Origin of the sequence: Brevundimonas nasdae, assembly GCF_019395145.1 — a bacterium.
Taxonomy (GTDB): Bacteria; Pseudomonadota; Alphaproteobacteria; order Caulobacterales; family Caulobacteraceae; genus Brevundimonas; species Brevundimonas nasdae.
Genome location: NZ_CP080034.1, coordinates 234,712 through 259,009, shown reverse-complemented (window position 1 = coordinate 259,009; position 24,298 = coordinate 234,712). Strand labels below are relative to the sequence as shown.

The 24,298-nt window shown below is 64.1% G+C and carries 33 protein-coding genes; 19 read left to right on the top strand and 14 right to left on the bottom strand.

The window, feature by feature from the left end; genetic code table 11:
* Positions 1–4: 4 nt before the first annotated feature.
* The 7 genes from KWG56_RS01365 to KWG56_RS01335 all read right to left on the bottom strand — a co-directional run bounded on the left by KWG56_RS01365 (position 5) and on the right by KWG56_RS01335 (position 6,294).
* On the bottom strand, positions 5–1,414 hold the full coding sequence (locus tag KWG56_RS01365; RefSeq protein WP_244999717.1) for a MotA/TolQ/ExbB proton channel family protein: 1,410 nt from the start codon (positions 1,412–1,414) through the stop codon (positions 5–7).
* Positions 1,387–1,734 carry a hypothetical protein gene (locus KWG56_RS01360; protein WP_219353436.1) on the bottom strand — a complete coding sequence of 116 codons (348 nt, stop codon included), beginning with the start codon at positions 1,732–1,734 and terminating at the stop codon, positions 1,387–1,389. Before KWG56_RS01360 ends, KWG56_RS01365 begins: the two co-directional genes overlap by 28 nt.
* Entirely contained in the window at positions 1,734–3,296 is a 1,563-nt protein-coding gene (locus KWG56_RS01355; protein ID WP_219353435.1) for a ShlB/FhaC/HecB family hemolysin secretion/activation protein, read from the bottom strand. The genes KWG56_RS01360 and KWG56_RS01355 overlap by 1 nt, the downstream gene beginning before the upstream one ends.
* Positions 3,297–3,438: 142 nt before the next feature.
* Positions 3,439–4,431, bottom strand: a complete 993-nt coding sequence (locus KWG56_RS01350; RefSeq protein ID WP_219353434.1) for a FecR family protein — start codon at positions 4,429–4,431, stop codon at positions 3,439–3,441.
* Positions 4,428–4,973: an RNA polymerase sigma factor gene (locus KWG56_RS01345; RefSeq protein ID WP_219353433.1), complete on the bottom strand. Its 546-nt coding sequence runs from the start codon at positions 4,971–4,973 to the stop codon at positions 4,428–4,430. The genes KWG56_RS01350 and KWG56_RS01345 overlap by 4 nt, the downstream gene beginning before the upstream one ends.
* Positions 4,974–4,980: 7 nt before the next feature.
* The gene (locus KWG56_RS01340; protein ID WP_219353432.1) at positions 4,981–5,583 is read right to left on the bottom strand and encodes an energy transducer TonB family protein; all 603 of its coding nucleotides are present in this window, start codon (positions 5,581–5,583) and stop codon (positions 4,981–4,983) included.
* A 96-nt stretch (positions 5,584–5,679) separates the two neighbouring features.
* Positions 5,680–6,294, bottom strand: a complete 615-nt coding sequence (locus KWG56_RS01335) for an STN domain-containing protein (protein ID WP_219353431.1) — start codon at positions 6,292–6,294, stop codon at positions 5,680–5,682.
* A 118-nt stretch (positions 6,295–6,412) separates the two neighbouring features.
* Here KWG56_RS01335 and KWG56_RS01330 point away from each other — a divergent pair, with 118 nt between their 5' ends.
* The 6 genes from KWG56_RS01330 (at position 6,413) to KWG56_RS01305 (ending at position 9,674) form a co-directional block, all read left to right on the top strand.
* Positions 6,413–6,655 carry a hypothetical protein gene (locus KWG56_RS01330; protein ID WP_219353430.1) on the top strand — a complete coding sequence of 81 codons (243 nt, stop codon included), beginning with the start codon at positions 6,413–6,415 and terminating at the stop codon, positions 6,653–6,655.
* Entirely contained in the window at positions 6,652–6,996 is a 345-nt protein-coding gene (locus tag KWG56_RS01325; RefSeq protein WP_219353429.1) for a hypothetical protein, read from the top strand. Before KWG56_RS01330 ends, KWG56_RS01325 begins: the two co-directional genes overlap by 4 nt.
* Positions 6,997–7,042: 46 nt before the next feature.
* On the top strand, positions 7,043–7,687 hold the full coding sequence (locus KWG56_RS01320) for a hypothetical protein (protein WP_219353428.1): 645 nt from the start codon (positions 7,043–7,045) through the stop codon (positions 7,685–7,687).
* A 443-nt stretch (positions 7,688–8,130) separates the two neighbouring features.
* Positions 8,131–8,640, top strand: coding sequence for a YciE/YciF ferroxidase family protein (locus KWG56_RS01315; RefSeq protein WP_219353427.1), 510 nt, complete (start codon positions 8,131–8,133; stop codon positions 8,638–8,640).
* 72 nt (positions 8,641–8,712) lie between these two features.
* The gene (locus tag KWG56_RS01310) at positions 8,713–9,471 is read left to right on the top strand and encodes a cysteine hydrolase family protein (RefSeq protein ID WP_244999592.1); all 759 of its coding nucleotides are present in this window, start codon (positions 8,713–8,715) and stop codon (positions 9,469–9,471) included.
* Positions 9,447–9,674 carry a hypothetical protein gene (locus tag KWG56_RS01305; RefSeq protein ID WP_219353426.1) on the top strand — a complete coding sequence of 76 codons (228 nt, stop codon included), beginning with the start codon at positions 9,447–9,449 and terminating at the stop codon, positions 9,672–9,674. Before KWG56_RS01310 ends, KWG56_RS01305 begins: the two co-directional genes overlap by 25 nt.
* Before the next feature lie 336 nt (positions 9,675–10,010).
* Here KWG56_RS01305 and KWG56_RS01300 read toward each other — a convergent pair whose 3' ends face one another.
* Positions 10,011–10,229, bottom strand: a complete 219-nt coding sequence (locus KWG56_RS01300; RefSeq protein ID WP_219353425.1) for a hypothetical protein — start codon at positions 10,227–10,229, stop codon at positions 10,011–10,013.
* Positions 10,230–10,501: 272 nt separating this feature from the next.
* On the opposite strand from KWG56_RS01300, the gene KWG56_RS01295 reads away from it, so the two are divergent.
* The 5 genes from KWG56_RS01295 to KWG56_RS01275 all read left to right on the top strand — a co-directional run bounded on the left by KWG56_RS01295 (position 10,502) and on the right by KWG56_RS01275 (position 13,902).
* On the top strand, positions 10,502–11,242 hold the full coding sequence (locus KWG56_RS01295) for a Crp/Fnr family transcriptional regulator (protein WP_219353424.1): 741 nt from the start codon (positions 10,502–10,504) through the stop codon (positions 11,240–11,242).
* Between the two features lie 99 nt (positions 11,243–11,341).
* Positions 11,342–12,121 carry a nucleotidyltransferase family protein gene (locus KWG56_RS01290; RefSeq protein WP_219353423.1) on the top strand — a complete coding sequence of 260 codons (780 nt, stop codon included), beginning with the start codon at positions 11,342–11,344 and terminating at the stop codon, positions 12,119–12,121.
* Positions 12,122–12,132: 11 nt separating this feature from the next.
* Complete coding sequence (locus KWG56_RS01285) at positions 12,133–12,906, top strand: metallophosphoesterase family protein (protein ID WP_219353422.1); 774 nt, start codon at positions 12,133–12,135, stop codon at positions 12,904–12,906.
* Between the two features lie 78 nt (positions 12,907–12,984).
* Positions 12,985–13,674 carry an MgtC/SapB family protein gene (locus KWG56_RS01280; protein WP_219353421.1) on the top strand — a complete coding sequence of 230 codons (690 nt, stop codon included), beginning with the start codon at positions 12,985–12,987 and terminating at the stop codon, positions 13,672–13,674.
* Positions 13,675–13,728: 54 nt separating this feature from the next.
* The gene (locus KWG56_RS01275; protein ID WP_219353420.1) at positions 13,729–13,902 is read left to right on the top strand and encodes a hypothetical protein; all 174 of its coding nucleotides are present in this window, start codon (positions 13,729–13,731) and stop codon (positions 13,900–13,902) included.
* 24 nt (positions 13,903–13,926) lie between these two features.
* Here the strand turns inward: KWG56_RS01275 and KWG56_RS01270 are convergent, their stop codons facing one another.
* The gene (locus KWG56_RS01270; protein WP_219353419.1) at positions 13,927–14,820 is read right to left on the bottom strand and encodes an SDR family oxidoreductase; all 894 of its coding nucleotides are present in this window, start codon (positions 14,818–14,820) and stop codon (positions 13,927–13,929) included.
* Between the two features lie 136 nt (positions 14,821–14,956).
* Between KWG56_RS01270 and KWG56_RS01265 the strand changes: the two genes are divergently transcribed.
* Entirely contained in the window at positions 14,957–15,262 is a 306-nt protein-coding gene (locus KWG56_RS01265; RefSeq protein ID WP_219353418.1) for an energy transducer TonB family protein, read from the top strand.
* 56 nt (positions 15,263–15,318) lie between these two features.
* Here the strand turns inward: KWG56_RS01265 and KWG56_RS01260 are convergent, their stop codons facing one another.
* Complete coding sequence (locus tag KWG56_RS01260) at positions 15,319–15,522, bottom strand: hypothetical protein (protein WP_219355416.1); 204 nt, start codon at positions 15,520–15,522, stop codon at positions 15,319–15,321.
* On the opposite strand from KWG56_RS01260, the gene KWG56_RS01255 reads away from it, so the two are divergent.
* The 3 genes from KWG56_RS01255 to KWG56_RS01245 all read left to right on the top strand — a co-directional run bounded on the left by KWG56_RS01255 (position 15,484) and on the right by KWG56_RS01245 (position 17,752).
* Entirely contained in the window at positions 15,484–16,173 is a 690-nt protein-coding gene (locus KWG56_RS01255) for a Crp/Fnr family transcriptional regulator (protein WP_219353417.1), read from the top strand. The genes KWG56_RS01260 and KWG56_RS01255 overlap by 39 nt on opposite strands.
* Positions 16,170–16,832, top strand: a complete 663-nt coding sequence (locus KWG56_RS01250; protein WP_219353416.1) for an HWE histidine kinase domain-containing protein — start codon at positions 16,170–16,172, stop codon at positions 16,830–16,832. The genes KWG56_RS01255 and KWG56_RS01250 overlap by 4 nt, the downstream gene beginning before the upstream one ends.
* 161 nt (positions 16,833–16,993) lie before the next feature.
* Positions 16,994–17,752, top strand: coding sequence for a Crp/Fnr family transcriptional regulator (locus tag KWG56_RS01245; RefSeq protein WP_219353415.1), 759 nt, complete (start codon positions 16,994–16,996; stop codon positions 17,750–17,752).
* Positions 17,753–17,786: 34 nt separating this feature from the next.
* Here the strand turns inward: KWG56_RS01245 and KWG56_RS01240 are convergent, their stop codons facing one another.
* Positions 17,787–18,332: a DUF6894 family protein gene (locus KWG56_RS01240; RefSeq protein WP_425331936.1), complete on the bottom strand. Its 546-nt coding sequence runs from the start codon at positions 18,330–18,332 to the stop codon at positions 17,787–17,789.
* Positions 18,333–18,750: 418 nt separating this feature from the next.
* Between KWG56_RS01240 and KWG56_RS01235 the strand changes: the two genes are divergently transcribed.
* Positions 18,751–18,897, top strand: coding sequence for a hypothetical protein (locus tag KWG56_RS01235; protein ID WP_219353413.1), 147 nt, complete (start codon positions 18,751–18,753; stop codon positions 18,895–18,897).
* Entirely contained in the window at positions 18,894–21,017 is a 2,124-nt protein-coding gene (locus KWG56_RS01230) for a glycoside hydrolase family 65 protein (protein ID WP_219353412.1), read from the top strand. Before KWG56_RS01235 ends, KWG56_RS01230 begins: the two co-directional genes overlap by 4 nt.
* A 29-nt stretch (positions 21,018–21,046) precedes the next feature.
* On the opposite strand, the gene KWG56_RS01225 is transcribed toward KWG56_RS01230, so the two are convergent.
* Both KWG56_RS01225 and KWG56_RS01220 read right to left on the bottom strand, forming a co-directional pair.
* On the bottom strand, positions 21,047–21,256 hold the full coding sequence (locus KWG56_RS01225) for a hypothetical protein (protein WP_219353411.1): 210 nt from the start codon (positions 21,254–21,256) through the stop codon (positions 21,047–21,049).
* 214 nt (positions 21,257–21,470) lie between these two features.
* Positions 21,471–22,058: a DUF4142 domain-containing protein gene (locus KWG56_RS01220; protein ID WP_219353410.1), complete on the bottom strand. Its 588-nt coding sequence runs from the start codon at positions 22,056–22,058 to the stop codon at positions 21,471–21,473.
* Between the two features lie 593 nt (positions 22,059–22,651).
* Between KWG56_RS01220 and KWG56_RS01215 the strand changes: the two genes are divergently transcribed.
* On the top strand, positions 22,652–22,813 hold the full coding sequence (locus KWG56_RS01215) for a hypothetical protein (RefSeq protein WP_219353409.1): 162 nt from the start codon (positions 22,652–22,654) through the stop codon (positions 22,811–22,813).
* A 315-nt stretch (positions 22,814–23,128) separates the two neighbouring features.
* Here the strand turns inward: KWG56_RS01215 and KWG56_RS01210 are convergent, their stop codons facing one another.
* Positions 23,129–23,344 carry a hypothetical protein gene (locus KWG56_RS01210; RefSeq protein ID WP_219353408.1) on the bottom strand — a complete coding sequence of 72 codons (216 nt, stop codon included), beginning with the start codon at positions 23,342–23,344 and terminating at the stop codon, positions 23,129–23,131.
* 181 nt (positions 23,345–23,525) lie between these two features.
* On the opposite strand from KWG56_RS01210, the gene KWG56_RS01205 reads away from it, so the two are divergent.
* A complete protein-coding gene (locus KWG56_RS01205) occupies positions 23,526–24,275 on the top strand; it encodes a Crp/Fnr family transcriptional regulator (RefSeq protein ID WP_219353407.1) in 750 nt (249 codons plus the stop codon).
* Positions 24,276–24,298: the final 23 nt, after the last annotated feature.

The following is a 24,298-nucleotide window of genomic DNA, read 5'->3' as shown; positions in this document are numbered from 1 at the left end:
CCTCCTATTCGGCGGCCAAAGGAGCGGCAGGGGCGTCCTGCCAGGTCTCGGCGATGCGCTTCTCCAGCTCATCGACGAAGATCTGGTTGTCGGCCGAGATGTCCTCGACCCGGCTCAGCAGATAGTTGTAGCCGAACAGGGCCGGGATCGCGACGGCCAGACCCGCCACCGTGGCCAGCAGGGCCGCGGCGATGCCGGGGGCGATGGCGTTGATGTTGACCTCGCCCGCCGCCGCCACCGAGGCGAAGGTGATCATGACGCCCAGAACCGTGCCCAGCAGGCCGATGAAAGGTCCGCCCGAGATGGCGATGGTCAGCAGCACCATCCACTTGTTCAGCTTCTGACTCTCGCGCACCTGGCCGGCGTCCAGGGCCGAACGGATGGCAGCGATGGATTGCGGGCGGATGGCGAAGCGGCTGCCCGACGCCTGTCCCTCGGCCAGACGCACGCCCAGCTCCTGACGGCCGATCTGATACAGGCGCGCCAGAGGTGAATGCTCGGCCAGGGTCGGCGGCAGGACGCCCAGACCGTCATGGCCGTTCGAGGCGCGGGCCGACTGGCGATAGGCGTTCAGGAAGTCTTCGTTGGCGCGCGCGGTGCGGCCCAGCAGCAGACCCTTGGAGATCATGACCCAGATGGCCAGGCCCAGCATGAAGCCCAGGATGATGATCACCACCCAGGCGTCGACCGTCAGGGCCTTGAACAGGATGCCGAAATAGTTGTGGCCCCCGCTCTCTGTCTGTTCGGCCGTGTCGAAGCTCAGAAGCTTCGCCCCCTGCCCTTCCGACGCCGCCGCCAGTTGGAAGACGGACTGCGGCAGGGCCGCGCCCGCCACCCGGAATTCGTCCACCTCGCCGCGCAAGCCCGCGCCCAGGACGGCGGGCCCGGCGCCGATCACGCCCGCGACCTCGCCCGCCGCCTGACCATTGACGTACAGCGTCGACTTAGCGCCGTCGTTGACCACGGCGACATGGGCCCAGGTTCCGGTCGGCAGGGCGGCGCCCGCGCTGCGCTGGCCGTTGGCGTCCAGGAACAGGGTCGCTCCGTCCGAAACCAGGCTCAGGCCCGGCGCGGCGAACAGTTGGCCGTCAGCAGCGGGCTTGACCCAGAAGCTGACCGAGACAGGGCCGCCGGTGAAGGCCTGGGCCGGAACCGACACGCCTGCGCCGCCGTCCAGCGACAGGCTGGAGCCGATCAGGCCGCGTGCGTTGCGACCTTCGCCGCCCGCACCGTTCAGGCCGTTGGCGGTGGCGTCGCGCGGGGCGCCCGCCGCATCGAAATGCCAGACCAGACGATAGTCCGGGCCATAGGTTCCAGAGACGTGCTGGCCGCTCTGAGCCTTTTCGTTTCCGTAGTAGGCGTAGATCGCCTGGGCCGCGCCGGGCTTCAGACCCGACACATCGACCCAGACCAGGGCCTGCTGCTCATCCGGCGCCCACTTCTCGATGTGGAAGGCCAGGGGCGTGCGGTCGTCGCCGCCACGAACCGCAGGTCCGATCCGTCCTTCTTCACATCGGCGAAGTCGAAGTTGCCGGTGTGAAGACGCACCAGAACCGGCGCCCGGTTCACATCCGCCGTCACGCCCGCACCCTGAGCGTTCACATTGATCTTCGTCCGATACGAATAATCACCCTGCCACCAGCCCGAAGCCAAGGCGGGCGTCGCCGCGCCCAGCACCATGACCGCGAGCGCGCCAGCTGCGACGCCCTTCTTGAAACGTGCCGTCAGAAACATCAGAATTCCCCAAAGATGCGGAAGCGCAAGAAGACGTTGCCGGCGACGCTGTTCGTGCCGGAGATCAGAGGCGCGCCGACATCCAGCGCGCCGTTGATGTGTTCGAAGAGACGGATGCGGCCGCCCAGGCCTGCACTCATCAAAAGGTCAGGCCCCTGGCCTGGCAGCGGGTCATGCAGGTTGACGTAGCCCGCGTCCCAGAAGGCATGGAGCCGCAGTTCGGTCAGCCCGGGCAAACCGTTGAACAGGCTGGGGCTGCGAAGCTCGTTCTGGAAGGCGACACCGTAATCGCCCAGGGCTTCAGACTCGAAATAGCCGCGCACGGTCGATGATCCGCCGACCGAGAAACCCTCATTGGAGATCAACGGCGCAGGCGACCACTGCCCGGTCAGGCGCGTGTTCAGTTGCAGGCCGTGGAGCAGTTCTTCCGTATGCTGAGCATCGACCTTGACGGCGAAGAAGCTCTGACGTGCGTTGTAGCGTTTGGCGTCGAACGCCTCCCAGGCCTCACCCAGTCCGCGCAGACCGAAGGTGGTCGAAATCGTCAGGTCGCTCTTTCGGCCTTCACCGGTCCAGTCGCCGCGCCACGAGGCCATTAGCGGGAAATATTCGATCGGCGCCGACGCCCGGTCGGCCCCCAGGATCACGTCCTCGGAGAAATCCTTCCAGTCGATGCCGACGGTCATCGAATGATAGAAGCCGTCGCTTGATCCCAGCGACCGGATGTAGCGCGCGCCCAGCATCGTGCCCTTGCCGATCACGCTGGTGCCGCCGACCACAGCGATGTCGCTGTCGGATGAGACGCCGTAGAACAGCAACTGCGCGCCCGCGCCCAGACGGTGCAGATAGTTGGCCGAAAAGACCTTGCCGTCACCGATCCGTTCCGGCGCCACCTGGGCCGAAACCGACAGACTGTCGCCGCGTCCGAACAGGTTGTCGTGACGCAGGCTGGCCGCAACACGATACGGAGTGGTCGCTGCCGAACGGAAATTATTGGCCTCGATGGAGGCGCCGTAGGGCGCGCTTTCCTCGACCGTCAGCACGACATCCAGCGTGCCGGGCGCCTCGCCTGCGCGCAGTTCCGGCGTCACACGACGGGTGGCGATCTGGTTCAGAGCGATCACATCGCGCTGGAAGTCTGGCAGATTGGGCGTGTGGCCAGGCGTCAGCGACGGCGCCTGGGCGCGGATGGCGTCCGGCTTGCGCGTCCCCGCGACCAGCACCTGGCCGATGGCCTGTTCGGCGACCTCCAACTGAAGGATGCCGCCCTCGACCGACTGCTCGGGCGTATAGACCGAAACGGCGATATAGCCTGCGTCCTCGAACGCCGACTGCAGGGCCGCGCGGGCGGATTCGACATCGTCCGCCGTCCGCCCCGGCCCCATGTATGGATAGACCGCCCGTTCGACCGCTTCCGGCGACAGGACGGTGTTGCCCTTCACCTGAAAGGCGCGAATATCGAAAGTAGGACCAGTGTCCTGCGCCAGTGCGGGCGCGGCGGCGACCATGGCCGCAAGCGCCACTGACGCCGCAAGGGCGTGGTGTCTGGTCGTTCGAAACATCTATCCCCCGGTGAGACGCGCCCATCACAAGGACAGGGCGTTTCGCTACTGGTCGTCAGGGGAGAGACACAGCGGGCCACGACCCGCGCAAAGATTTAAGGTGAAGTTTTCACGACATTATTCGGCGCCGCGGCGCACCTAATCAGGACACGATCAGGATATTACCCGGCATACGGACGATCTTTACGCCATAGGCCAGACGCAGTTGCTCAACCACTTGGTCCAGTCGGTTGATATAGAAGGCGCCGCTGATGCGCCGGTCTGCGATGGCGGGGTTGGCGACGACGATCCGTCCCTCGCGATAACGGTTCAGTTCGCCGATCACATCGCCCAGACGCGCGTTATTGAACACCAGGACGCCGCGCCACCATTCGCTGCCGGCCGCCTGCGCAAGTTGCGTCACCGCGCCCAGTTCACCCGCGCTCCAGACGACTTTCTGACCCGCTGAAAGCAGCGCTTCGCGCCCCTTCAACAGGACACGCGCCTGCCCCTCCAGACAGACGGCCGAAAGGTCACCCGACAGATTGCGCAGCCCCAGACGCGCCCCGCCCGCGATGATCCGGGCCGCCCCCGCCATGATTTGAACCGGGTTGGCCGATGAGGCGATCGACACCAGCGCCTCGCCGCGCAACAGCTCAAATCCGCCCTGCCCCAGATCATCGCGCAAAGCGACCCGCGACAGGGTGTTCAGTTCGACGCTGACGCCGTGCCCCATGTCGACGGTGCGCCGTTCGCCCTTCACCGTCTGGATTTCCTCCATGCGGCCGGACGTAAAGGTGTCGGGACGCAAGACGGCGATTGTCGCCAGACCCGCGGCCAGCGCCGCACCACCGCCGATTAGAACACGTCGGTTGACCGGCGCCCTGCCGACAGTTCGTTCAACGCGCGGCGCCCGTTCGCCCTTCAGGCTGCGAATGGCTTCACGTGTGATCTGGTGCGCACGCGCCGCCAGCACGAAGGCCCGCTCATGCTCCAGCGACGTCATGCGCCAACCGGCCAGCGCACGCGCATCCGCCTGCGTCGCCTCGCCCGACTGAAGCAAGGTCACCCAGGCGCGTGCTTCTTCTGCGAGGCCGTCTTCGATCATCCGGGCGTCTGCATCCTGCTGGCCTATTTCGCGTCCCCTCTCAGTCATGACACGCCAGATCCGGATTGGCGCAAGTTCACAATCTTCGGACGCGCCAACGCCTTCTGAATCTCGAGCGACGCTTGACGCAATTCGTGCTGGACAGTGCGTAACGGCATCTTGCGCTTCTGAGCGATGTCCAGCGTGCTTTCTCCCTCCAGCCAGGCCGCTGAACAAATCTCGAAACGGCGCGGCGACATCGCGGCCATGACCTGTTCGACGATCTGAACCTCAGAGCGCGCCTCAAGCACACGCGAAGGGTCCGCTGCATCGTCCGGCACGTCCAGAAGACTGGCCACCTCGTCGAACCCCAGCAACCGACTGTCCTTGCGGCGGCTGTTTGCGGCGATGTTCAGCGCCATGCGAAACAGATAGGTCGTCGGGTGCCGCACTTCCTCCAGCACCCCATCGCCGGACAGTTTGACAAAGGCGTCCTGCAGGGCGTCGCGCGCGCGCTCTCTGGACCCAAGTCGCGCAGCCACGCGCGACAACAGGCTGTCATAGTGGGTCACAAGGTGCCCACGCAGTCGCATCTGGCTGGTGTCGGTCACGCCTGGCCTATGACGCAACTCGAAGACCGGCGTCGAAGTTCAACGGCACGATCAGATCGATGGAGCCCGGCAGATTGCCGGGCAACGAGGGCAAGGGATCGGACCGGCGCACGGTCTGCAAGGCGGCCTCATCCAACTCCCGCGAACCCGAACTGCTCTCGATCCAGGCGTCCAGAACATGACCGTCGCGATTGACGATCAGCCCGACCCGAGCCAGCCCCTGCGGCCGCCTTCGCTCCAGCACCGGATAGGTGTGGAACCGCGCCAGATGCGTCTCCAGCCTGCGATAATAGTCAGACAGCGCCGCCGGACTGGGCGAGGCCGAAATCGGCTCTCCACTCGCCAATGACGCGCCAGCACCCTTCTCCGCAGAGGATTTTGAGGACGGCGTGATGCTGGAAACCGCCGCATTGCTTGCAGCAGACACATCAGGTTTCCGCTCGGCTTTCGCAGGCGCGCCTCCCGAAGCCATATCGCCGGGTCGAAACAGATCCACCATGATGGCGGGTTCAGGCTCGGTCTGGGCGCCGGACATGACAGGCGGTGCAGACACCAGAATTGCCGCCGCCATGCCGCCGTGCAGGGCCGCAGAGATCAGACTGCCTATCAACCACTGTTTCGCCATTGCGCGGAATCGGTCTCGCTTGCCGTGGACCGATTGGCCCTCTAGCGCGGCGACGGCGACAGAACAGTGACATCGATGGCGTCAGTTTCGCGCACGCACCGAAAACTCGATCCGCATAGGCTGTGGCAACTGTTCCGGCGGCGGCGGCAGCATCGTCGCACGCGTGCGTTCGACAAACCGCGCATCTCGCGATGCATCCCCTGAACCGCCCAGGATCTCCGCCCGATCCGGTGCGCCATTCGCTGCCACCCACAGACGAATGCTCAACCGATAGCCCGCATCTGTCAGCGCATCATCTGCGCGCACCGCCTCCGACACCGTTCGCCGCACGGTATCAGCATAGGCGATGAAGACAGGATCGGTCTGACTGCGCCCCACCATCGGCGCCGCCACCGCCGTCAGCGGATTCAGCGTCACCGTCGAGGTCGTCGAAGCATAGATTACGACCGCCCCCGCACTGGTGAACCGCGCCGACAGCCCCGTCCCCTGAAGCATCAACGCCAGCCCTGAACGCGGGCTCATGGTCCCGGACACCGGCGCCGACTGTCGCCCCGCAGCCAAGGGCGCGTCGTACAACATCTGCAGCCCGGTCTGCCCAGCAAACTCTGAAAGCGCCTGCGCCAGGGGCTGGCTCGGAATCTCGAACCGCCGCTCAGTTCCTTGCGCCTGAACAGAAGCCCCCGACGCGGCGGCCAAGACGACCGCCACAACAACCCGACAAAAGCGAACTCTCAAAAGCATCTCCGTCCTTCGCCGATCCCATACGGCTGCGCAACGCTGCGAGTGCGCTCCCGCCGATCGCCGCTGATCCGCTATGGGCTGGAAGGCGGGCCCGCGTCCGTTCGACAATCACATCGGGCCCCGCTCCGCCGCCGTCGGCCTGATCGACCTCCTCGTCAGCGAACGCTTCGACGCGAAATCCGTGAGCGAGTGGCGTCTATGGAGCGATCTCGTCGGCACATCGACGACGAAGGTTCCCCAAGTGTCCGACTGGACACACGGAACGGCGGCCCTTGCCGGTGTTTTCCTTTTCTCATCGCGAAAGGAAAACACATGATCAGAACCAGTCTCACCCTGTTGGCGATCTCAGGTCTGTTGGCGGCCTGCGGCAACCGGCATGAAGCTGAAGCGCCTGTTGAAGGCCCTGCGGTGTCGACGGCCGAGGCGCCGATGAACTCGGCCATCCGTTCCGACGAAAGCGCGCCAGCAAACACACTCACGCCGGGCGCGAGCTCCTTCACCGAGAACCAGGCTCGCAGCGCGATCGAAAAGGCGGGCTACGCCGACGTCGGCCCCTTGAGCCAGGACACGCAGGGCGTCTGGTCCGCGACGGGCGTCCGCAACGGCGAGAGCGCGACCGTTTCGGTCGATTACAAAGGCGTCGTGACCGCCCGCTAGGGCTGCGACCGCCTCACCTCAATTTCATAACTTCAGGAGACGTCCCATGGCGACCGTCACACGACTTTTCGACAGCCACCACGAAGCCCTCAACGCCGTCAGCGACCTTGAGGCGGCAGGCATTTCATCGGACAAGATCAGCCTCGTCTCGAACAATGCCGACAACTGGCACGATGGGCATTCCCACCCTGACAACGCCGCAGACGGCCCTCTGTCCGACCACGATAATCGCGACAGCAGCGTCGCCACCGGTGCAGGCAAGGGCGCGGCGACCGGCGGCGCCGTCGGCGCAGGTGCGGGTGTTTTGGCTGGTCTGGGCATGCTGGCCATTCCGGGTCTTGGTCCGGTCGTGGCGGCGGGTTGGCTGGCCTCGACAGCGATCGGCGCCGTGGTCGGCGCCGCCGCCGGTGGCGCGGCAGGCGGCCTGCTTGGCGCACTCAAGGAAGCGGGCCACAGCGACGAGGAGGCGAACGTCTATGCCGAAGGCGTGCGTCGAGGCGGAACCCTCGTCAGCGTCAAGGCGGAAACCGATGATGAAGGCGCCATCGGCGCAATTCTGGATGGCCAACGCGGCTTCGATGCTGCGGTTCGGGGCCAGGCCTATCGTGACGCGGGCTGGTCCGGTTTCGATCCGCAAGCCGCTCCCTATTCGACCGACGACATCACCCGTGAGCGCGGGCTTTACCGCTGATCCAAAATCGACCGCCAGCCTGAGGGCTGGCGGTCGTCCCTTGCTGAACTTGCCCGCCGGCGCGTCCTACAGGACCCCTCCCGGCGCAGTTGCCGACGACTTCGGCCGCCGAAGCAGGACTTCCATAGACATAGGCGAATTCAACCATGAACGACCGAAAACAGACCCGAGGTCGGGAAAAGAACGGCGCCATCCCTGGCGGTCGGCCCGACGCCACGACACCTGATGCAGAGATTGTAAAAACCGGCAGGAAGGCCAGGCAGGCCGCAGGACCGGACGGGCCAGATGCAGGCGTCATCGGCGAGACCTTCAAGAGAAAGCCCGACGCAGGAGCTTGAGACGGTCGGCTTCGTCTTCAGGCCTTTGCCGAGAGTCGCCTGTCCGACAGTCGGAACATCGAACCGTCGCCTTGGGTTTTTGCAGTCCATCAGACGGAGTTTCACATGACCGAGAAAACCCTCGACAACCTGTTCTACGATACGTTGAAGGACATCTATTACGCGGAGCGCAAAATCCTGAAGGCCTTGCCGCGCATGGCTCGTGGCGCCCAGTCCCCCGAGTTGAAGGCCGCCTTCGAGAAACACCGCGAGGAAACACAGGGCCAGATCGAACGTCTCCAGCAGGTCTTCGAAATCCTGGGCAAGCGCCCCATGGGCAAGACCTGCGAGGCGATCGAAGGCATTCTCGCGGAGGGCGATGAGATCCTTGAGGAATACAAGGGCGCAGACGCCCTTGATGCAGGCCTGATCGCCGCAGCCCAAGCCGTCGAACATTATGAAATCACCCGCTACGGCACGCTGAAGCGTTGGGCTCTGGTGCTGGGTCTGGATGCAGCGGCGGATTTGCTGGATGAAACCCTGCAAGAAGAAGCCCGCACCGATGAGAGCCTGACCGCCCTCGCCGACGCCCGCGCCAATCCCAAGGCCCAGGGTTCGGACAAGCCCGGCGGCTGATCCGGGATGGGCGCAGGGCTTCACTCCCCCATCCCGTCTTCGGCGGTCCATCTCTGCATAGACATGCAGCGGTTGTTCGCCGAAGACACGGCCTGGCGCACCCCATGGATGGACAAGGTGCTTCCCACCATAGAGGCCCTGTGCGCGCACCGGCCGGACCGGATCTATTTCACCCGGTTCATTCCCGCCAGACGCGCTGACGACTGTTCTGGAACCTGGCGGCGCTATTGGCGACGCTGGGCGGACATGACCCAGGACCGCCTGGAGCCGTCCAAAATCGATCTGGTTCCAGCCTTAGCGCGGTTCGTGCCGCCCGCCCAGGTGCTGGACAAGCGGGTTTACTCCCCCTGGCTCGGCACCCCGCTGCACGCAGACTTTGACCGCGCGGGTGTCGATACTCTGGTGGTGACCGGGGGCGAAACGGATGTCTGTGTTCTGGCCGCCGTACTCGGCGCCGTTGACCTGGGCTATCGCGTCGTGGTCGTCACAGACGCGCTTTGCAGTGGATCAGACACGATCACGATCGCCTGCTGGCCCTGTACCACGACCGATACAGTCAACAGATCGAAACCGCCGTGTGTTCCGAGGTATGCGAAGCCTGGTCATAGGCGGCATCCGGGACGCCCTGCGCACAGATCAAAAGCGTCTCCGCCTCCGCTGATGAGCTTCCGGATAAAGACGCAGATCGAATTTGAGGGATTCTACTCGGTTAAAAATGGCTCAGCTCAGGACAAATCGGACTTCACCATCCAATGCCGCGCCCTTCATCATCACCCAAAGACTGCCGAAAAGCGTAGAAGAACGTCATGGCGACCTACGAATACATCGTGATGGGCTACGGATCAGAGACGCCTTTGGCGGGTGCAGCGACGTCCGACCAAGACGCCTATAGCGAAGCCGTTCAATTCCTGTCGGAGTTGATGCAGGAAAAATCCGCCCTCGAAACGGCGCCCTTCAAACTCAGTGTGATAGCCCAGAGAGTAGGCGGCAGGCCTGTGTGGCGCATAGAGAGTTCGGCCTCACCCTGTTCTTAAAGCGGCGACACAAGCGCCAGCGGGCAGCCAGAGTCGGCTTTTGAGATCTAGGGCTCAGCCTGGGGACTAGGCGCTGAACCAACCAATCGGTCGCCCTCATAGATGCGGGCGTTCACGACGGCCTCATGCTGCATCATGCGCAAAACGGCCGGACCTCAAGATGAGCAACGCGGCTTGTGCGGGTGTCGAGAAAACAGACAAACATGACGGGGCCCAATGCAGATCTCGGCGTCCCCCGTGATGGCCCGACCTCGGCGGTGCCACGCCAACCTCGGTTGGCCCGGGTTCAATAAACGAGGATGGCGTGCTGCGTCGGCGTGCCGTTTAAACCCGGCCTCAGTTGAAAAGCAGGATGATGATGCGGGCATAACCCACGGCCCCATCGGTAAAAGGCAGGGCAACATAGTCCCGCCCCGCACTCTTGATCACCTCACGCGCCAATCCGTCGAAGGCCCGACAGTCCGGCGCCTTCCTGACGATCACAAATCCGCCCTCGGTGACTTCAACATTATGAACCGAGCTGCGCCGCTGCAGGCTTTCTAGATAGCGGGTCATCGAAATCCAATCCTCTGCTCCCGCGCGCGTTCGCAAAGTTCGAAAGCGGACTTATCGAAAGAGGGGTTGCAGGTTCAGAACGCCGCGACGAGACGACGCCGCCTGCCCCTCGAACGGCCGGGAACAAAGTCACATTCTCCGACGCTTACGAGCAAGCTAAGCAGCTGGAATCGCGGCTGTGATCGCGTTTTCCGACCCGCATTTCGGCGAGGCGCATGAGATCGAATGCAGAACCTGATGATGAAAGGGGCCAGGACGTTGCGAGGCGAAGGATGACAGGCCCAGGCCAGAAACCTGCCCAAGCCCTGATCGCCAAACTGGAACGCCGTGACAGTCTGTCGTCGGACGAACGATTGGCCCTGACCGCGCTTCTTGACTCCCCTCGCCTTTATCTGGCCGGCTCGGAAATCCTGCATCCCGGGATCTGGCCCGAGACATCGACCTTGCTGATCTCCGGCCTCGCGGCGCGCCTCAGCGGGCTGGAAGCCGGCGGGCGATCCATAACCCAGCTTAGCATCGCGGGCGATTTTCTGGACCTGCACAGCCTGGTCATGAAACAGATCGATTATGGCGTCGTCGCCATCAGCGACTGTGTCACAGCCGCCCTGCCCCATAACCGACTGGTCGACCTGCTGGACGACTATCCCCATCTGGGGCGGCTGCTGTGGCTGGAAACCGCTATTGACGGGGCGATCCAGCGCGAATGGTTTCATCGCCTGGGGCGGCAGGGGGCCTTGCCGCGCATGGCCCACCTGTTTTGCGAACTTCAGGCCCGACTGGAGATTGTCGGCCTCGCCGACGAAACCGGCTTCAGCCTGACCTTGACCCAAAACGACTTGGCCAACTGCATCGGCCTGTCGGCGGTCCATGTGAACCGGGTGCTCAAAGAGCTTCGTGACCGCCAATTGGTCGAGTGGCGCGCGGGCCGTGTGAGCCTTCTGGACAAGCCCGCGCTGGAGAAGATCGCGGAGTTCAACCCCACCTATTTGAGACTGCATTCCGCCCCGGTCTGAGCCGGTCGAAAACCCCGCCCCCTTCCGAGCATACAGCCACGCCGGAGGAACTGGCGCGCGCCCGCACCGTTTCCCTGCCCTCGCCGGCAGGAGCGCGCCATGTCAGACACGGTCCCTGATCCCAGTTTCGAACCACCGCCCGACGCCCAGGCCTTCTACGAGGAGAGCCTCAGGCTTTTGAAGACATCGGGCATCCCCTTCCTGCTGTCCGGCACCTACGCCGTGACCGCCTACACCGGCATCCGCCGCCCGACCAAGGATCTGGACGTCTTCTGCAAGCCTGGAGACTATCCCCGCATCCTCGCCTTCTTCCAGGCGCGGGGCTATCGCACTGACGTCGAGGATGAACGCTGGATCGCCAAGGTCTGGAAGGACGACAAGCATTTCTTCGACGTCATCTTCGCCATGTCCAACGGGACCATCGCCGTCTCGGACAGCTGGTTCAGCCAGGACACCATCACCGTCTACGGGCAGGAGGTGCAGATCACGCCGCCAACCGCCCTGATCCTGTCGAAGGTCTTTATTCAGGACCGATATCGTTACGACGGCGCCGACGTGAACCACGTCATCCTCAAACAGGCGGACGCCATCGACTGGAAAAGCCTGCTGGACCAGATGGACCTCTACTGGGAGGTGCTGGCCTCGCATCTGCTGAACTTCCGATTCGCCTATCCGACCGAACGTGACCGGGTGCCGCGCTGGTTGATGGAGGAGCTGACCGAAAGGCTGACTGCGCAGATCAATCTGCCGGCGCCACGCGTCAGGGTGTGTCGCGGTCGTCTGTTCAGCCCGCGCGACTATGTGGCCGATGTCGCCGAATGGGGCTTTGGAGACGTGGTCGGCAAAGGCCTGGAAGAACGCCACGATCCTGTGCCCTGAAGGAGCGAACCATGACCTCAGCACCGCTCGATCCCCAGACCCCGCAACCGGGCCTGGAACCGGGACCAAAGGCCCGGCTTCGCGTGGCCGCCGTCGGCGATCTGCATGTCGGCGAAACCTCTGACCGCGCCTATCGGGACCTGTTCGAACGGGTATCGGATGACGCCGACGTCCTGTGCCTGTGCGGCGACCTGACCAACTACGGCAAGACCGCAGAAGTCGAACGGCTGCTGGAGGACCTGCGGCTGTGCAAGATTCCCATCGTCGGGGTTCTGGGCAACCACGAACACGAATGCGGCCAGCCCGAGCAGGTCACACAGATGCTGTCGGACGCCGGCGTCAGAATGCTGACCGGCCATGCCTTTGAGATCAACGGCGTCGGCTTTGCGGGCGGAAAGGGGTTCGTCGGCGGTTTCGGCCGTTACATGCTCAGCTCCTTTGGCGAGGCCTCGATCAAGCATTTCGTGCAAGAAGCGGTGGACGACGCCAACGCCATCGAAAACTCCATCCGCCTGCTGCGTACCGAACGGTCCGTCGTGCTGCTGCATTACGCCCCAGTTGTGGAGACCGTGTTGGGCGAGCCGCCCGAAATCCATGCCTTTCTCGGCTCGTCCCGTCTGGCGGAAACCATCGACCGTTATGACAATGTCAGCCTGGTCGTACATGGTCACGCGCATCGCGGCGGGCCTGAAGGCCGGACCAACAAGGGGGTTCCCGTCTATAACGTCGCCCTGCCCGTGCTGAAGACGCTGGGGGACACGCCCTATCGGGTGTTTGAAGTCTGACGGTGACCCGCAGGCGGCCTTGCGCCGCACGGAGCCTGCCGCCCGGAACGGGCTGCGCCCCCTGCCGTTGTCCCTGTCATGATGAGCCTCGAGAACGCCATTCTCCCGATTGTGGGTGCGATCGCCGCCGGCAGTCTGATCGGATTCGAGCGCGAATGGCGGGGGCGCGCCGCCGGGTTGCGGACCCATATTCTGGTCAGCCTGGCCTCGGCGCTTCTGATGCTGGCCGCCATGTCTCAGGGAGACTGGGCCTTCCGCGCCCTGCCCGACGAGAACATCGTCACCGATCCCACACGCATGGCGCATGGCGTGTTGACCGGCGTCGGCTTCCTCTGCGCCGGCGTCATCTTCCGCTCCGGCTTCTCCATCCACGGACTGACGACGGCAGCCTCGCTTTGGATGACTTCGGCGCTGGGCCTTCTTTTTGGCGCGGGCCTGTTCTCGCTGGGTCTGGCGGGGACGCTGGCCACCGCCTTCATCCTGATCGGCCTGCGGCTGGTCAGGCGCAGACTTCCTGTCCGCCTGACTGTGGATGTGGCGGTGAGTTGGGCCAAGGATGCGACCTGCGAGGACGAGATCGAAAAAGCCTTGCTGTCGCTGGACGCCCATGCTCGCCAGGGCCGCATCGACCTGACCCATGGGGGAAGCCGTATCCGTCGAACCTGGCGCGTGCAGACCACCCGAGACCGCTGTCTCAAAACCTTGGCGCAACAGCTCCAGGCGGCGCCTGGCGTCGTGTGTTTTCAGATCGACCCGCGCGATGACTGAGGCGGGGCTCAGTTGATCGATTGAACCCCGCTCACCGGCAGACGTTGCACCCCTATGGAAGACAATGCCCCCAAGGCGCCCCGTCAGGCTCCCATCGAATATGATCGCCCCTTAAGCCGCCCCGCCAAGGCGGCCTTCAGGATATCTGCGGTCATGTTCGTCATCGGCATTACGATCGTAACCGTGCTGGCCGCCGTCGCAATCGCCTATATCCGAGGCGGAGGCTGACAGCCGCTCCCCCAACCTCAGGGATCAGGCGATTCCGGCGCCCCCGGTCACGCCATAGACTTCTCCAGTGATGTAGCTGCCTTCCTGTGACGCCAGAAGAACATAGACGGGGGCGATCTCGACGGGCTGGCCCGGTCGGCCAAAAGCGCTGTGCTCGCCGAACTGTTCGACCTTTTCATCCGGTTGACCGCCCGACGGCTGCAGCACGGTCCAGAAGGGCCCGGGGGCGACGGCGTTGACGCGGATGCCCTTGTCGATCAACTGCTTGGCCAGAGCCTTGGTGTAGGCGACGATACCCGCCTTGGTCGTAGCGTAATCCAGCAGGATGGCCGACGGCTCATAGGCCTGGATTGAGGCCGTCGTGATCACTGAGGCGCCCGGCGGCAGATGAGGGACCGCCGCCTGCGCGATCCAGTGCAGGGCATAAAGGTTGGTCTTCAACGTCTTGTCGAAGTCTTCGCTCGACACCTCGGCGATGCTGTCCCGATATTGCTGGCGCCCCGCATTGATGACCAGAATATCCAGTCCGCCCAGGGCCGTGACGGCCTTCGCCACCAGTTCGCGCGACCAGGCCTCTTCAGAAACATCGCCCGGCAGGGCCGCCGCCTTGCGGCCTTCGGCTTCGATCAGAGCGATCACTTCGACGGCGTCCTTTTCTTCAGCGGGCAGGTAGCTGATCGCCACGTCCGCCCCCTCCCGCGCATAGGCGATAGCGGCGGCGCGGCCGATGCCGCTGTCCCCTCCGGTAATGAGCGCCTTGCGACCGGCCAGCCTGCCGGAACCCTTGTAGCTGGTCTCGCCATGGTCCGGCGCGGGGTCCATCCGCGCGACAAGGCCCGGCGCGGACTGTGGCTGTTTCGGAAAAGGCGGCTTCGGATACTGCTTGCGCGGATCCTGTAAAATCAGGCGATCGGCCATGACGTCTCCTTGGGCTGAGGGTGTTTAGACAACTCGGCCCTCACGGGGCCGTTCCCGCTCAAGTGGACGGTCGTCCTCCCACAAGACGAGGGAACGTGGCGCGGCCTGGAATGTTAAGAGCGCGGAGGGTTTCAGCATGATCATCATCGCCTTGTCCGTCGCATTGATGCTGGACGCATCGCCGAAGCTGGACCTGACCGTGTTGGCCCCGCCGCGTGAAGCCGAGCGGCTGGAAAACCATCCCGCGCCCAGCCTCAGCGTCGCCGTCACTCTGGAATGCACGGCGCGGGCGAACGGCAGGGTGGAGGACTGCCGCGTGCTGGGCGAAACCCATCCCGGCCTGGGGTTTGGAGAGGCGGCCGTCGCCCTGATGCAAGACGCGACGGTGGACCCCAGCCCACAGGATTTCCAGTTCGCACGAACAATCCAGTTCACACCCTGAGGCCAGCGAACAGCTGGACTAGAGACCGGTACCCGACTCTAGACGGATCAACGCCGTCACGCCGCCGGGGCGCGCACGGCGGCGACCTCATCCTGAAGCGGAACCGTCCGGTTCTGGTTGTCTTTTTCTCCAGGCACCCCAAGCCATCCGGAGACCACCCACTGGACATCTTCATCCGCAAACTGAGGCATGGCGCCCTTCTGGAGAAGGGCGACGAGGCCTTGCTGCACGCACTCGCTGGCGGGGTTCGTCAGGTTCACGCGCGGGGCGACATCCAGCGCGAGGGCGCCAGCCCCCAGTTCCTGACCCTGGTGCTCGAAGGATGGGCCTGCACATACAGGGACCTCGAGAACGGCCAGCGCCAGATTCTGTCAGTCCTCCTGCCCGGCGATCTCGTTGAGCCGTTCGGCATACTTCCCGCATTCGCCGATCATTCCATAGGCGCCGTCACACAGGTGACCCTGGCCCAGATTCCGCCGCATGCCATCAGAGCGACGGCGCGGGTCAGCCCAAGGATCGAACAGGCCCTGTGGTGGGATTTGCTGGTTGCGATCGCCATCGAGCGAGAACACACCGTCAGCCTGGGCAGGCGCACGGCGTCCGAACGGCTCGGACACCTCTTTTGCGAACTGCATCTTCGTCAGCAGATTGTCGGCCTATGCGACCATTCGAGATGCGATCTGCTGCTTACGCAGTCGGAGCTGGCGGATCTGCTCGGCCTGTCCGCCGTGCACGTCAATCGGTCCCTTCAGGATATGAGAAGCCGGGGCCTGGTTAGTCTTCGCAACCGTCAGCTCATCATTCACGATCTCACGGAACTGCGGGATTTCTCCTTTTTCGACCCCAACTATCTTCACGCCGACACGGCGAGATCGTCGTCATCCCCTGAAATCCAGTGGAGCGCGCAATGACCGAGATCGATGCCTGCTATGTCGCCCGCCTGGAGGCTGACAATCTGCGCCTTCGTCGTCTGCTTGAGCAAAGGGAGGGTCCCAGGGAGCTGCGACATCGTCTGCGCGACACCCTGGCCCTGCTCCGCGTCATCATTCGCAAGACCGCCGAGACCCCGCGCGACCTGTCGTCCTATGTCGCCCATCTGCAAGATCGCCTCGACGCCTTGGCGCGCGCTCAGGCGGCGGCGGACGTGACGGGCGTGATGCAGCTTCACGATCTGCTGTCCGATGAGCTGCTGCGTTATACCGCCCGGGAGGGCCATCAGGCCCATCTCTCGGGTCCGCAGGTCCTGCTGTTGCCCCGACCTGCCCAGGTGCTGAGCCTAGCGATCCACGAGCTGGCGGTCAACGCGCTGGAACACGGCGCGCTCAGGAGCGAAAAAGGTCGCATCCATATCGACTGGACCATCAAAAACCAGGCCCAGAACGCGATCCTGCTCCTGACCTGGAAAGAGAGGGGCCCGCCCCTGCCGTCCGGAGAAAGACCACGCGGCTTCGGTTTCAAAGCGCTTCCTCGTGAGGTGGGCGGCGAACCTCATCTGGCGTTCGAACAGGACGGTCTGCGCTTCACGCTCAGGCTCCCGCTTACCGATCAGATCGGCTCCGCCACACTCTGACGTCTCCCTCAAGCTGAACAGTCAGAGCCCGAAATTTCGTTTCCTATCATAGGTTAGTGCGGTCGCTTCGTCTCAAGCCCATGGTCCATAAACCGTCGAGATGTGCCTGCAGGCCTCTGCGGTCGTGGGCTGTTGCTCCCGCTGCACAGCGGAGAGACCGATTGCCCCACCAGAACCGCGCCGACCTTCAGGTCTTCCTGGACCGTCTCAATCTGCGCTCGCGGCTTCGCCTGGATGAACAGCAGGCCGTGCTCAATCTGCCCGCCTATGCAGCCCAGGTCGATGCGAACGCAGACCACGTCGCTCTGGGTGAGATGACGGAGTTCGCCAGCCTTGTGGTTACGGGTGTCCTGGGTCGCTTTGGTCAGAACGCCCAGGGTGACCGACAGATCACGGCGCTTCATGTGCCAGGCGACATGGCCAATCTGCAGTCTGTCGTGGAGCCGAAGGCGACATCGGCCCTGCAAGCCCTTTCTCGGACGAAGATTCTCAAAATCCCTCATCAAGCGCTTCAATCTGCGTCGGCCCGGCATCCTGCCCTTGCGGAGGCGCTGTGGCGGGACTGCATGGTCGACGCCGCCATCCTGTCGCAGTGGGTCGTAAACATCGGGCGCCGGGATGCGGCAGGCCGCATCGCTCATCTGCTGTGTGAAACGGCGATGCGCCAGGGGGTCCGCCAGATTGGGGCGGTGTCGTTCGATTTCCCCCTCACCCAGAACCAGATCGCCGACGCGACGGGCATGACCTCTGTTCACGTCAACCGAACCCTGAAAACGCTTCGGTCCGTGGTGACCCTCGCCGGACGCAGCGTCCAGGTCCATGATTGGACCGAGTTGGTCCGTCAGGCCGATTTTGATGCCGCCTATCTGCAACGCGACATCGGGTCGGGCGGCAAGCTGCGGATCGCCACAGGCGACTGACACAGGCTGCCCTGCGAAGCCTCCTGACGCCGGATCAGGTCGGGCGAGCCAGCCTGTCTTCGACCTGTCGAAACAGCTCCATCGCCTGATGACGGTCCAGGGCGTCAATATCGACCCCGGCGGTCACGTCAGTCACGAAGCCGACCACGTCCCCGCAAGCCGATCCGTCCGTCGGCGCCTCGGCCTGCACCCAGCCCGCTATGGCGGTGAGCGTGCGGAGCGCCTCCTGATCGGTCATGGGACTGTCCTGAAGCGATGCAGCGGCGGCGATCTCCCGCATTTCCCACAGAGCCTTGCGGCAGGCGTCCGGGTCGTCGCGCGTGATGTCGGCTGTGGGGTCTGTCAGCGTCGGCGAAACCACCGAACTCAGGAGAAGCCTGAAGAGGATTTCGCCATTGGCCGAGAAGACGGTCATCCCCGTCTCTTCCGACTTCCAGAACTCGGGCCCGTCATCCCGCAACATTTCTCCCAGGGTGCGAACCGCTTCCACCTGGGCGTCTCGAACGGAGGCCAAGCTCGCCTCCCATCGAAATCGAGTATCGCCGGGCCCGGCATCGGTCTCGAATATGAAGGTCTGCATCTAGGGCTGCACCTTTGAGATCATCATCATTTGTCGGCTCCAGCCTCGGCCATCACAGGCTCAGAAAGACCCGGATCGAAGATCGGCCTGGCGCCATGGCCGCGACGACGCCAGTGGGCGTCCTTCTCCTGGAGGGGATGAGACATGCGGAGGGAAGCTGTGGTCCCGCTCTCAGGTTCCCTTTCACATCTTGGGTCGAGAAGACGACATTTACTCTTGAAATGCCCTCAAACCCCGCCCGGCTGAACCTTCCAGATCGGAGATGTTTCATCTTGTGGTGCTGGATTTCCAGTGGAGACGACAGATGACCCGATCAGAGACGACCACCCCGAAAGAGGCTTCCTCCTCCGTGCAGGAGAACCGACCCGATCTGCTTCCCTCACCCCCGGAAACGGGCGCGAATGACGAGGCCTAGGCCTTGAATGACTCTGCCGAGGAGTTGCTTGTCGACGGGCAGGAGGAGGTCTTCTCCCGCACCGAAGTCGAAAGCGGTCGGATGGAACATCATGCCGGCGAGGAGCGACCTCAGGGCCAGTCGCAGCCCAAGTCGGAAAACCGACAGTGAAATCGCCAGCAACGGCGAAAGTCTCCGCCCCGCCCCCCGGATCGGCTGTCGACGGCGATGCGCCGCCCCTTCGCCCGCTCACAGCTTCCGGCCCTCGCGATGGGGACCTGCCCGCCTACGTCAGCAACGGCCTGATCGGCTTGCGGGTGCGCGAGGTTCCGCTCGTTGCCGGGATGGTGCTGGTCAGCGGCCTGGTCGGCGCCCACCCCGAGCGCAGGATCGAAGCCGCTGCCGCCGCACCCTATCCTCTCGCCGGCGATCTCGCGATCAACGGAGTCTGGATGAGCGACCAACCCTGGGCGATCGGTGATCTTGCCCAGACCTATGACTTCGCCACGGGTGAGCTTCACTCTGACTTCACCTACCGGGTCGGCGCTCACCGCCTCACGGTGAAGATCATCACCTTCGCCAGCCGAACCGCCCCCTCGATCGTCGCCCAGGAAGTACGGGTGACGGCAGAGGGGCCGTGCGACCTGATTTTTCGAGCCTTGACGTCCGTAGACGGACTTACCGGACAGATCGCCCATCGGCGCACGGACACGCCGGGCGAGCCCCAACCCGCCTGTGACGGCAGTCTCCTGTGGGAGACGTCGGAGGGCCTTAGCCAATGCGGTGCCGCCCTCATCACTGAAGGCCCCAAGGCCTCCCAACGTCAGGTTCTGGCCTGGAGCGATGACGGTCCCCTTTGTACGGAATACACGCTCCGGCTGGCGTCGGGCCGGTCAGCGCGTTTCCGCCAGCTGGCAGCCCTTGTCCCCTCCACCCTGCATGCGCGGCCCGATGAGGAAGCCGTCCGGCGTGTGGCGCGCGCAGGCCGGGACGGCTTCACCGCCTTGAGACGCTGCAACCGTCTGGCCTGGGCGGATATCTGGAAAGGCCGCATCGTCGTGGTCGGCGCCAGCGATCATCACCAAGCCCTGATCGACGCCGCCTTCTATTATCTGAACGCTTCAGCCCACCCCGCCTCGCCCGCCTCCACCTCGATCTTCGGTCTCGCGACCTGGCGCGACTATCACTACTATTACGGGCATGTGATGTGGGATGTGGACGCCTTTTGCCTGCCGCCCCTGGTTCTGATGCAGCCGGACGCAGCGCGCGCCATGCTGGACTTCAGAAGCCGTGGGCGCGCGGCGGCGGCGGCCAATGCGCGTCTTTCGGACCGTCAGGGGCTGCAGTATCCATGGGAAGCCGCGCCTGGGGCCGGTCAGGAAGCGACGCCGGGCGCAGGCGACGCCGCCCATCACGAGGACCATGTCTCCCTGCATGTCGCCCGCGCTTTCTCCCTCTTTGCCGACGCCACCGGCGACCGGAGGTTTCTGGAAGAGGACGCCTGGCCCGTTCTCAGCGGGGTCGCCGACTGGTTCGTCAGTCGCGTGAGCCGCACGGCGAGGGGTTATGAACTGCCCCGTTCGATGGGTCCGGCAGAGGTTCCGTCTCCCCCGGACAACGACGCTTTCACCCTGATGGCGGGGTCCGATGTCCTAAGGCGTGCTGTGCGGGTCGCCGAACAGTTGCAGCGGGCCGTGCCCGAAGCCTGGAGGGCGGTGCTGGCCGAGCTTTACCTGCCGGTTCGCGCCGATGGGGTCATCGCCGCTCATGAGGACTATGATGTGCGTGAAGATAAGGGCGCCACACCCTCTCCCCTCGCAGGCCTGTTTCCCTATGCCTATCCGGCTTCGCCGTCCGTGCGTCGCAAGACGCTGGCCTTCTACCTCAAGCTCTGGCCCGACTATGTGGGATCACCGATGCTGCCTGCGCTCTATTGCGTCTGGGCGACGATGGCGGGAGATCGCGAGCTTGCGCTTAAACTCTTCGAAGAAGGTTTCACCGCCTATGACAGCCCCCGGTTCCATCAATGCCTTGAATATCGCGCGGACAGGGCTGACGGGCCTGCGGCGGGCCCGTTCTTCGCCAACCTCGGCGGCATGCTGCTGGGCCTCTGCTACGGCCTGACCGGTCTGGAAGTCGACGAGGGCGCGCCGCAGGACTGGGCGCGTCGGCCGGTCACCCTGCCTGCCGGTTGGGAGGCGATCAGGATTGAGAGGGTTTGGGTAAGAGATCGGCCAGCCAGCCTTGTGGCGCGGCACGGCGCAGAACGCGCTGAGCTGTCCTATTCCTGACCGTCGCCCCCGCGGATCAGTTGCCGTCGTCAGTCTGCTCTCTGGCTGGCCCCGTCAGCCTCACACTGAAGACGGAACGCCAGGGGCGAAAACACCTCCCCGCTCTTGGCGTCCTGGATCGTCACACCGATCAGCCCTTGGGCCTCAAAGACCGCCGCGAGCCGCAAGGCGGCCCGGTCGTCCGACACGCAGGTCGCGATGTCCCGGCTCTTGATTTCGTAGCTGACCAGATAGGGCATTGATCGCTCTCGGCTCCTGCCTCGTTCGATAAACGCCCGCATCGGCCCGCCGCCTCGCTGTGTCGCAAGCGCGACATACAGACTGCTGCCTGCGACGGACTCAGTCCTTGCTGGACGCCCCAGGCTGCAGGGCTTAAGACCGGGCGGAAGCCGCCACCGTGACCTGGTGAAAGCCATCCGCCCTTCAAAGTCCTTCAGCCTGGAGGCATGGCGATCAACCTGAAATCGCCGCCTGGATGTCCTGCGCCTTTTGAAGGTGCGCCTCGATCTTGGGCAGAACAGTCTGGGCATGGCGGGCCAGATCGGGGGCGTCGGTATTGTCGGATGAGCCGCGATGCAGGGTCACGGCCTCTTTGTGAGCGGCGACCTGCTGGTCAGTATAGACCTTGTCGAAGTCCGCCGCGCTCGCGGATTTCAGATTGTCGAGAAGGCCCTGGCGGCGCTGATCTAGTTGCGCAGGCAGGGTCACATCGGGCGCTCCCGTCGCCGCTGCGGCCTTCAGGTCGGCGCTGGCTGCTGTGTGATCAGCCTTGATCATCCGGGCGAGCGCCTTGACGTCCGTGTGGGTGGCGCGTTCTAGGGCGATGTCAGCCGCCTGGATTTCGTACATGTCGCCCATGGCCGCCGCGGGCACATAGGCGCTGACCATATTGCTCCCCATTGTGGCGGCGGAGGTCCGGCCGACCGGTGCGGACACCGCATCCTGGGCCTTATCGACGGCTTTATTCCCGCCTTGCGGGCTGCAGGCCGCCATCAGGGCTGCGGTGGCGGCGACCATAGTCAGGGCATAGCGCATAGCCATGAACTCCAGATTGGATTGGTGTGACCACACAAGCGCGTCGAACTCTGTTCCAGTTTCCAGCATGTGCGCCGCGTGCCCCTCTTAAGGCCCGTGTCCCCCTGCTGCCCAGCCTGTATAGCGCGATGACGCCGCCGGCCCACCGCCATCACGTTACATCCCTGCGGGCCGCCATGCCGGGCGTTTTTGGGGCGAGTTCCTCAGCCTGGGTCTTTGGGGCGGCCCGTCCGTTCTTTGAAGGCCGTCATCCGGCGCCTCATGGATCGAAAGAATGAATTCGCCTCGTTTCATCAGGGGCGCAGCGGCGTCGGCTGCCTGCACGTCAGTGGGCGAAGCCACCTTCAGGCTACGCTCTGCGCCCTGAACGTCCGCGACTAGGATCTCGTAGAATTTCATGTCCATTCCTCCAAGAGATGTGGGCTGGTAGGAAGCCGTCAGAGACAGCGTGCCGATCACCGGCGTGTTCCGATCCCGCCCATGCGCTGAACCTGAACGGCCCTTTCAAGGTCAAAAAGTCGCACACCGGACTTTGGCAACATGGGGCGCGTGATCGCCGTTACGCCCGCCGAATAAAGGCCAAAAGAAAGCCAGGTCCCGTGTCGTCGGATAGTCCCTATGATCATGAACTTCTGGCCGCGCTGGCCAATCGCGGCTTCTACGTCTTCACCTCTGCACCGGGCGAAACCGAGGAGGCTGTAGAACCTGCCGCGGGACAGTCCGATCAGGCTTCCCAGGCTCGGGCCGACGCCGCACTTTGATCGCGGAATGCGAACTGGGCTTAAGCTGTCGTCCGGATCAGACGTAGCGATCAGAACCGATCGACGACTTCCTAACCCATGTTGTGGGGAGCGCCTCAGTAAAGGGGCAGGATAGGTTCATGTCGAAAGCCGGATACAGACTGAGCCGCGCAAAAGGCCTTTTGGGTCGTGTGCTGGATTTTGTCTTCGGTCGGACGCCCCGGATGCGCATTTCTGACCGAGGCCAGGGTCGCCTGGTCCTGAGGCGACCCTGGCCCCTGGGCCGCAGGTAACGCGTTTCGGCCAGATCGCCCTGCCGCCACGGACCGCCCGGCCTTACCTCGCCCCTATCGCGGCGACGCCCTTGGGGTCCGCCGAAACATTGAAGCGCAGCTGCCCGTCCTCAAATACCTTGGCTTCTCGAAAAATCTGGCTCGCGCCAAGACGCCGTTGCACCTGGGCGATCGCCAGATGGGCCTCTTCTGCGGTGACGGATTCAGTTCTCAGCACGTCGGTGCCGTGAGCGCTGTAGCAGATTGTGTAACGGGTCATGGAACCTCCTTGGTCTGGAGCTGAAATTCAGCACCTGGAGCCACGTTCCCTCTGCACAATACCGGACCCAGAATGGAGGAATGGGCGGTCATCAGGGGGATTATCGGGCTCTTGCCTGTCTTCCTAACCCATGTAAGTGCGTTTGAGCCCTGGTGCGTCACTCTGTGCTGAGGAGTCCGACATGCAAACTATGATCAGCCTCATCAATACAGGCGGAGGGATTCATCGCCCGCGTCTTGACCTCAGCGACCATCCCGTTTTCCAGGCGCTTCCGCTTGGCGTTCAATCAACAGCTCAGGCGCACAGCAGTCTGGCGTCAATCCCTGCGGGCGAACCCCTTGTCGAAAAGGGTTTTCTGTCCTTTGTCCTGGCCGGGGTTCTCGGCCTTTTCCCCCATGGGGACCGGATCTGCGTCGCGACGATTGTCGCCGGATCCGTCCACGGATGGGATCAGGCCCTGGACCCCACAGGCGACCAGCCGGAGGCCAGGGCGCTGATCGACACCACCCTTTGCCGGATCCCGGCCGCTTGCCTTGTCGAAAGTCTTGGCCGCGACTGGCTGACCCGTCTGGTGGCCCGGCAGTCATCGGGTCGATTGAGCAACCTGGCGGCGGAAGCGGCCTGCAACGCCTCTCACCTTGTTCAGGAGCGATTGGCGAAATGGCTGGTCCGACTGTATTGCGGGGCCAATGGCGCTCCGCTGCGCCTGACCCAGGCCGATTTCGGCGGCATGCTTGGCGTACAGAGAACCAGCGTCAACGCCGCTGCTGGGCGCCTTCAGGAAAAGGGTCTGGTCCGATTTGGCCGGGGCAAGGTTCAGATCCTGGACCTGGCCGGGCTGCGCGCAGCCTCCTGCGGCTGCGGCGATCACAAGGTTCGCCCGGCAGGCGATGAGTCGCGCGACACGCAACTCCAAGACACCGCCGCCTGACAGATGGGCCCCACATGAGCGGC

Bases quoted from the DNA above. Each gene is read 5' to 3' on its own strand.
- KWG56_RS01240 (WP_425331936.1), bottom strand. From the start codon at position 18,332: ATGCAGACCTTCATATTCGAGACCGATGCCGGGCCCGGCGATACTCGA.
- KWG56_RS01220 (WP_219353410.1), bottom strand. From the start codon at position 22,058: ATGGCTATGCGCTATGCCCTGACTATGGTCGCCGCCACCGCAGCCCTG.
- KWG56_RS01270 (WP_219353419.1), bottom strand. From the start codon at position 14,820: ATGGCCGATCGCCTGATTTTACAGGATCCGCGCAAGCAGTATCCGAAG.
- KWG56_RS01350 (WP_219353434.1), bottom strand. From the start codon at position 4,431: ATGACTGAGAGGGGACGCGAAATAGGCCAGCAGGATGCAGACGCCCGG.
- KWG56_RS01210 (WP_219353408.1), bottom strand. From the start codon at position 23,344: ATGACCCGTTACACAATCTGCTACAGCGCTCACGGCACCGACGTGCTG.
- KWG56_RS01290 (WP_219353423.1), top strand. From the start codon at position 11,342: ATGTCAGACACGGTCCCTGATCCCAGTTTCGAACCACCGCCCGACGCC.
- KWG56_RS01250 (WP_219353416.1), top strand. From the start codon at position 16,170: ATGACCGAGATCGATGCCTGCTATGTCGCCCGCCTGGAGGCTGACAAT.
- KWG56_RS01315 (WP_219353427.1), top strand. From the start codon at position 8,131: ATGACCGAGAAAACCCTCGACAACCTGTTCTACGATACGTTGAAGGAC.
- KWG56_RS01205 (WP_219353407.1), top strand. From the start codon at position 23,526: ATGCAAACTATGATCAGCCTCATCAATACAGGCGGAGGGATTCATCGC.
- KWG56_RS01305 (WP_219353426.1), top strand. From the start codon at position 9,447: ATGGCGACCTACGAATACATCGTGATGGGCTACGGATCAGAGACGCCT.
- KWG56_RS01275 (WP_219353420.1), top strand. From the start codon at position 13,729: ATGGAAGACAATGCCCCCAAGGCGCCCCGTCAGGCTCCCATCGAATAT.
- KWG56_RS01280 (WP_219353421.1), top strand. From the start codon at position 12,985: ATGATGAGCCTCGAGAACGCCATTCTCCCGATTGTGGGTGCGATCGCC.
- KWG56_RS01295 (WP_219353424.1), top strand. From the start codon at position 10,502: ATGACAGGCCCAGGCCAGAAACCTGCCCAAGCCCTGATCGCCAAACTG.
- KWG56_RS01285 (WP_219353422.1), top strand. From the start codon at position 12,133: ATGACCTCAGCACCGCTCGATCCCCAGACCCCGCAACCGGGCCTGGAA.
- KWG56_RS01265 (WP_219353418.1), top strand. From the start codon at position 14,957: ATGATCATCATCGCCTTGTCCGTCGCATTGATGCTGGACGCATCGCCG.
- KWG56_RS01300 (WP_219353425.1), bottom strand. From the start codon at position 10,229: ATGACCCGCTATCTAGAAAGCCTGCAGCGGCGCAGCTCGGTTCATAAT.
- KWG56_RS01225 (WP_219353411.1), bottom strand. From the start codon at position 21,256: ATGCCCTATCTGGTCAGCTACGAAATCAAGAGCCGGGACATCGCGACC.
- KWG56_RS01325 (WP_219353429.1), top strand. From the start codon at position 6,652: ATGATCAGAACCAGTCTCACCCTGTTGGCGATCTCAGGTCTGTTGGCG.
- KWG56_RS01355 (WP_219353435.1), bottom strand. From the start codon at position 3,296: ATGTTTCGAACGACCAGACACCACGCCCTTGCGGCGTCAGTGGCGCTT.
- KWG56_RS01330 (WP_219353430.1), top strand. From the start codon at position 6,413: ATGGGCTGGAAGGCGGGCCCGCGTCCGTTCGACAATCACATCGGGCCC.
- KWG56_RS01360 (WP_219353436.1), bottom strand. From the start codon at position 1,734: ATGTTTCTGACGGCACGTTTCAAGAAGGGCGTCGCAGCTGGCGCGCTC.
- KWG56_RS01320 (WP_219353428.1), top strand. From the start codon at position 7,043: ATGGCGACCGTCACACGACTTTTCGACAGCCACCACGAAGCCCTCAAC.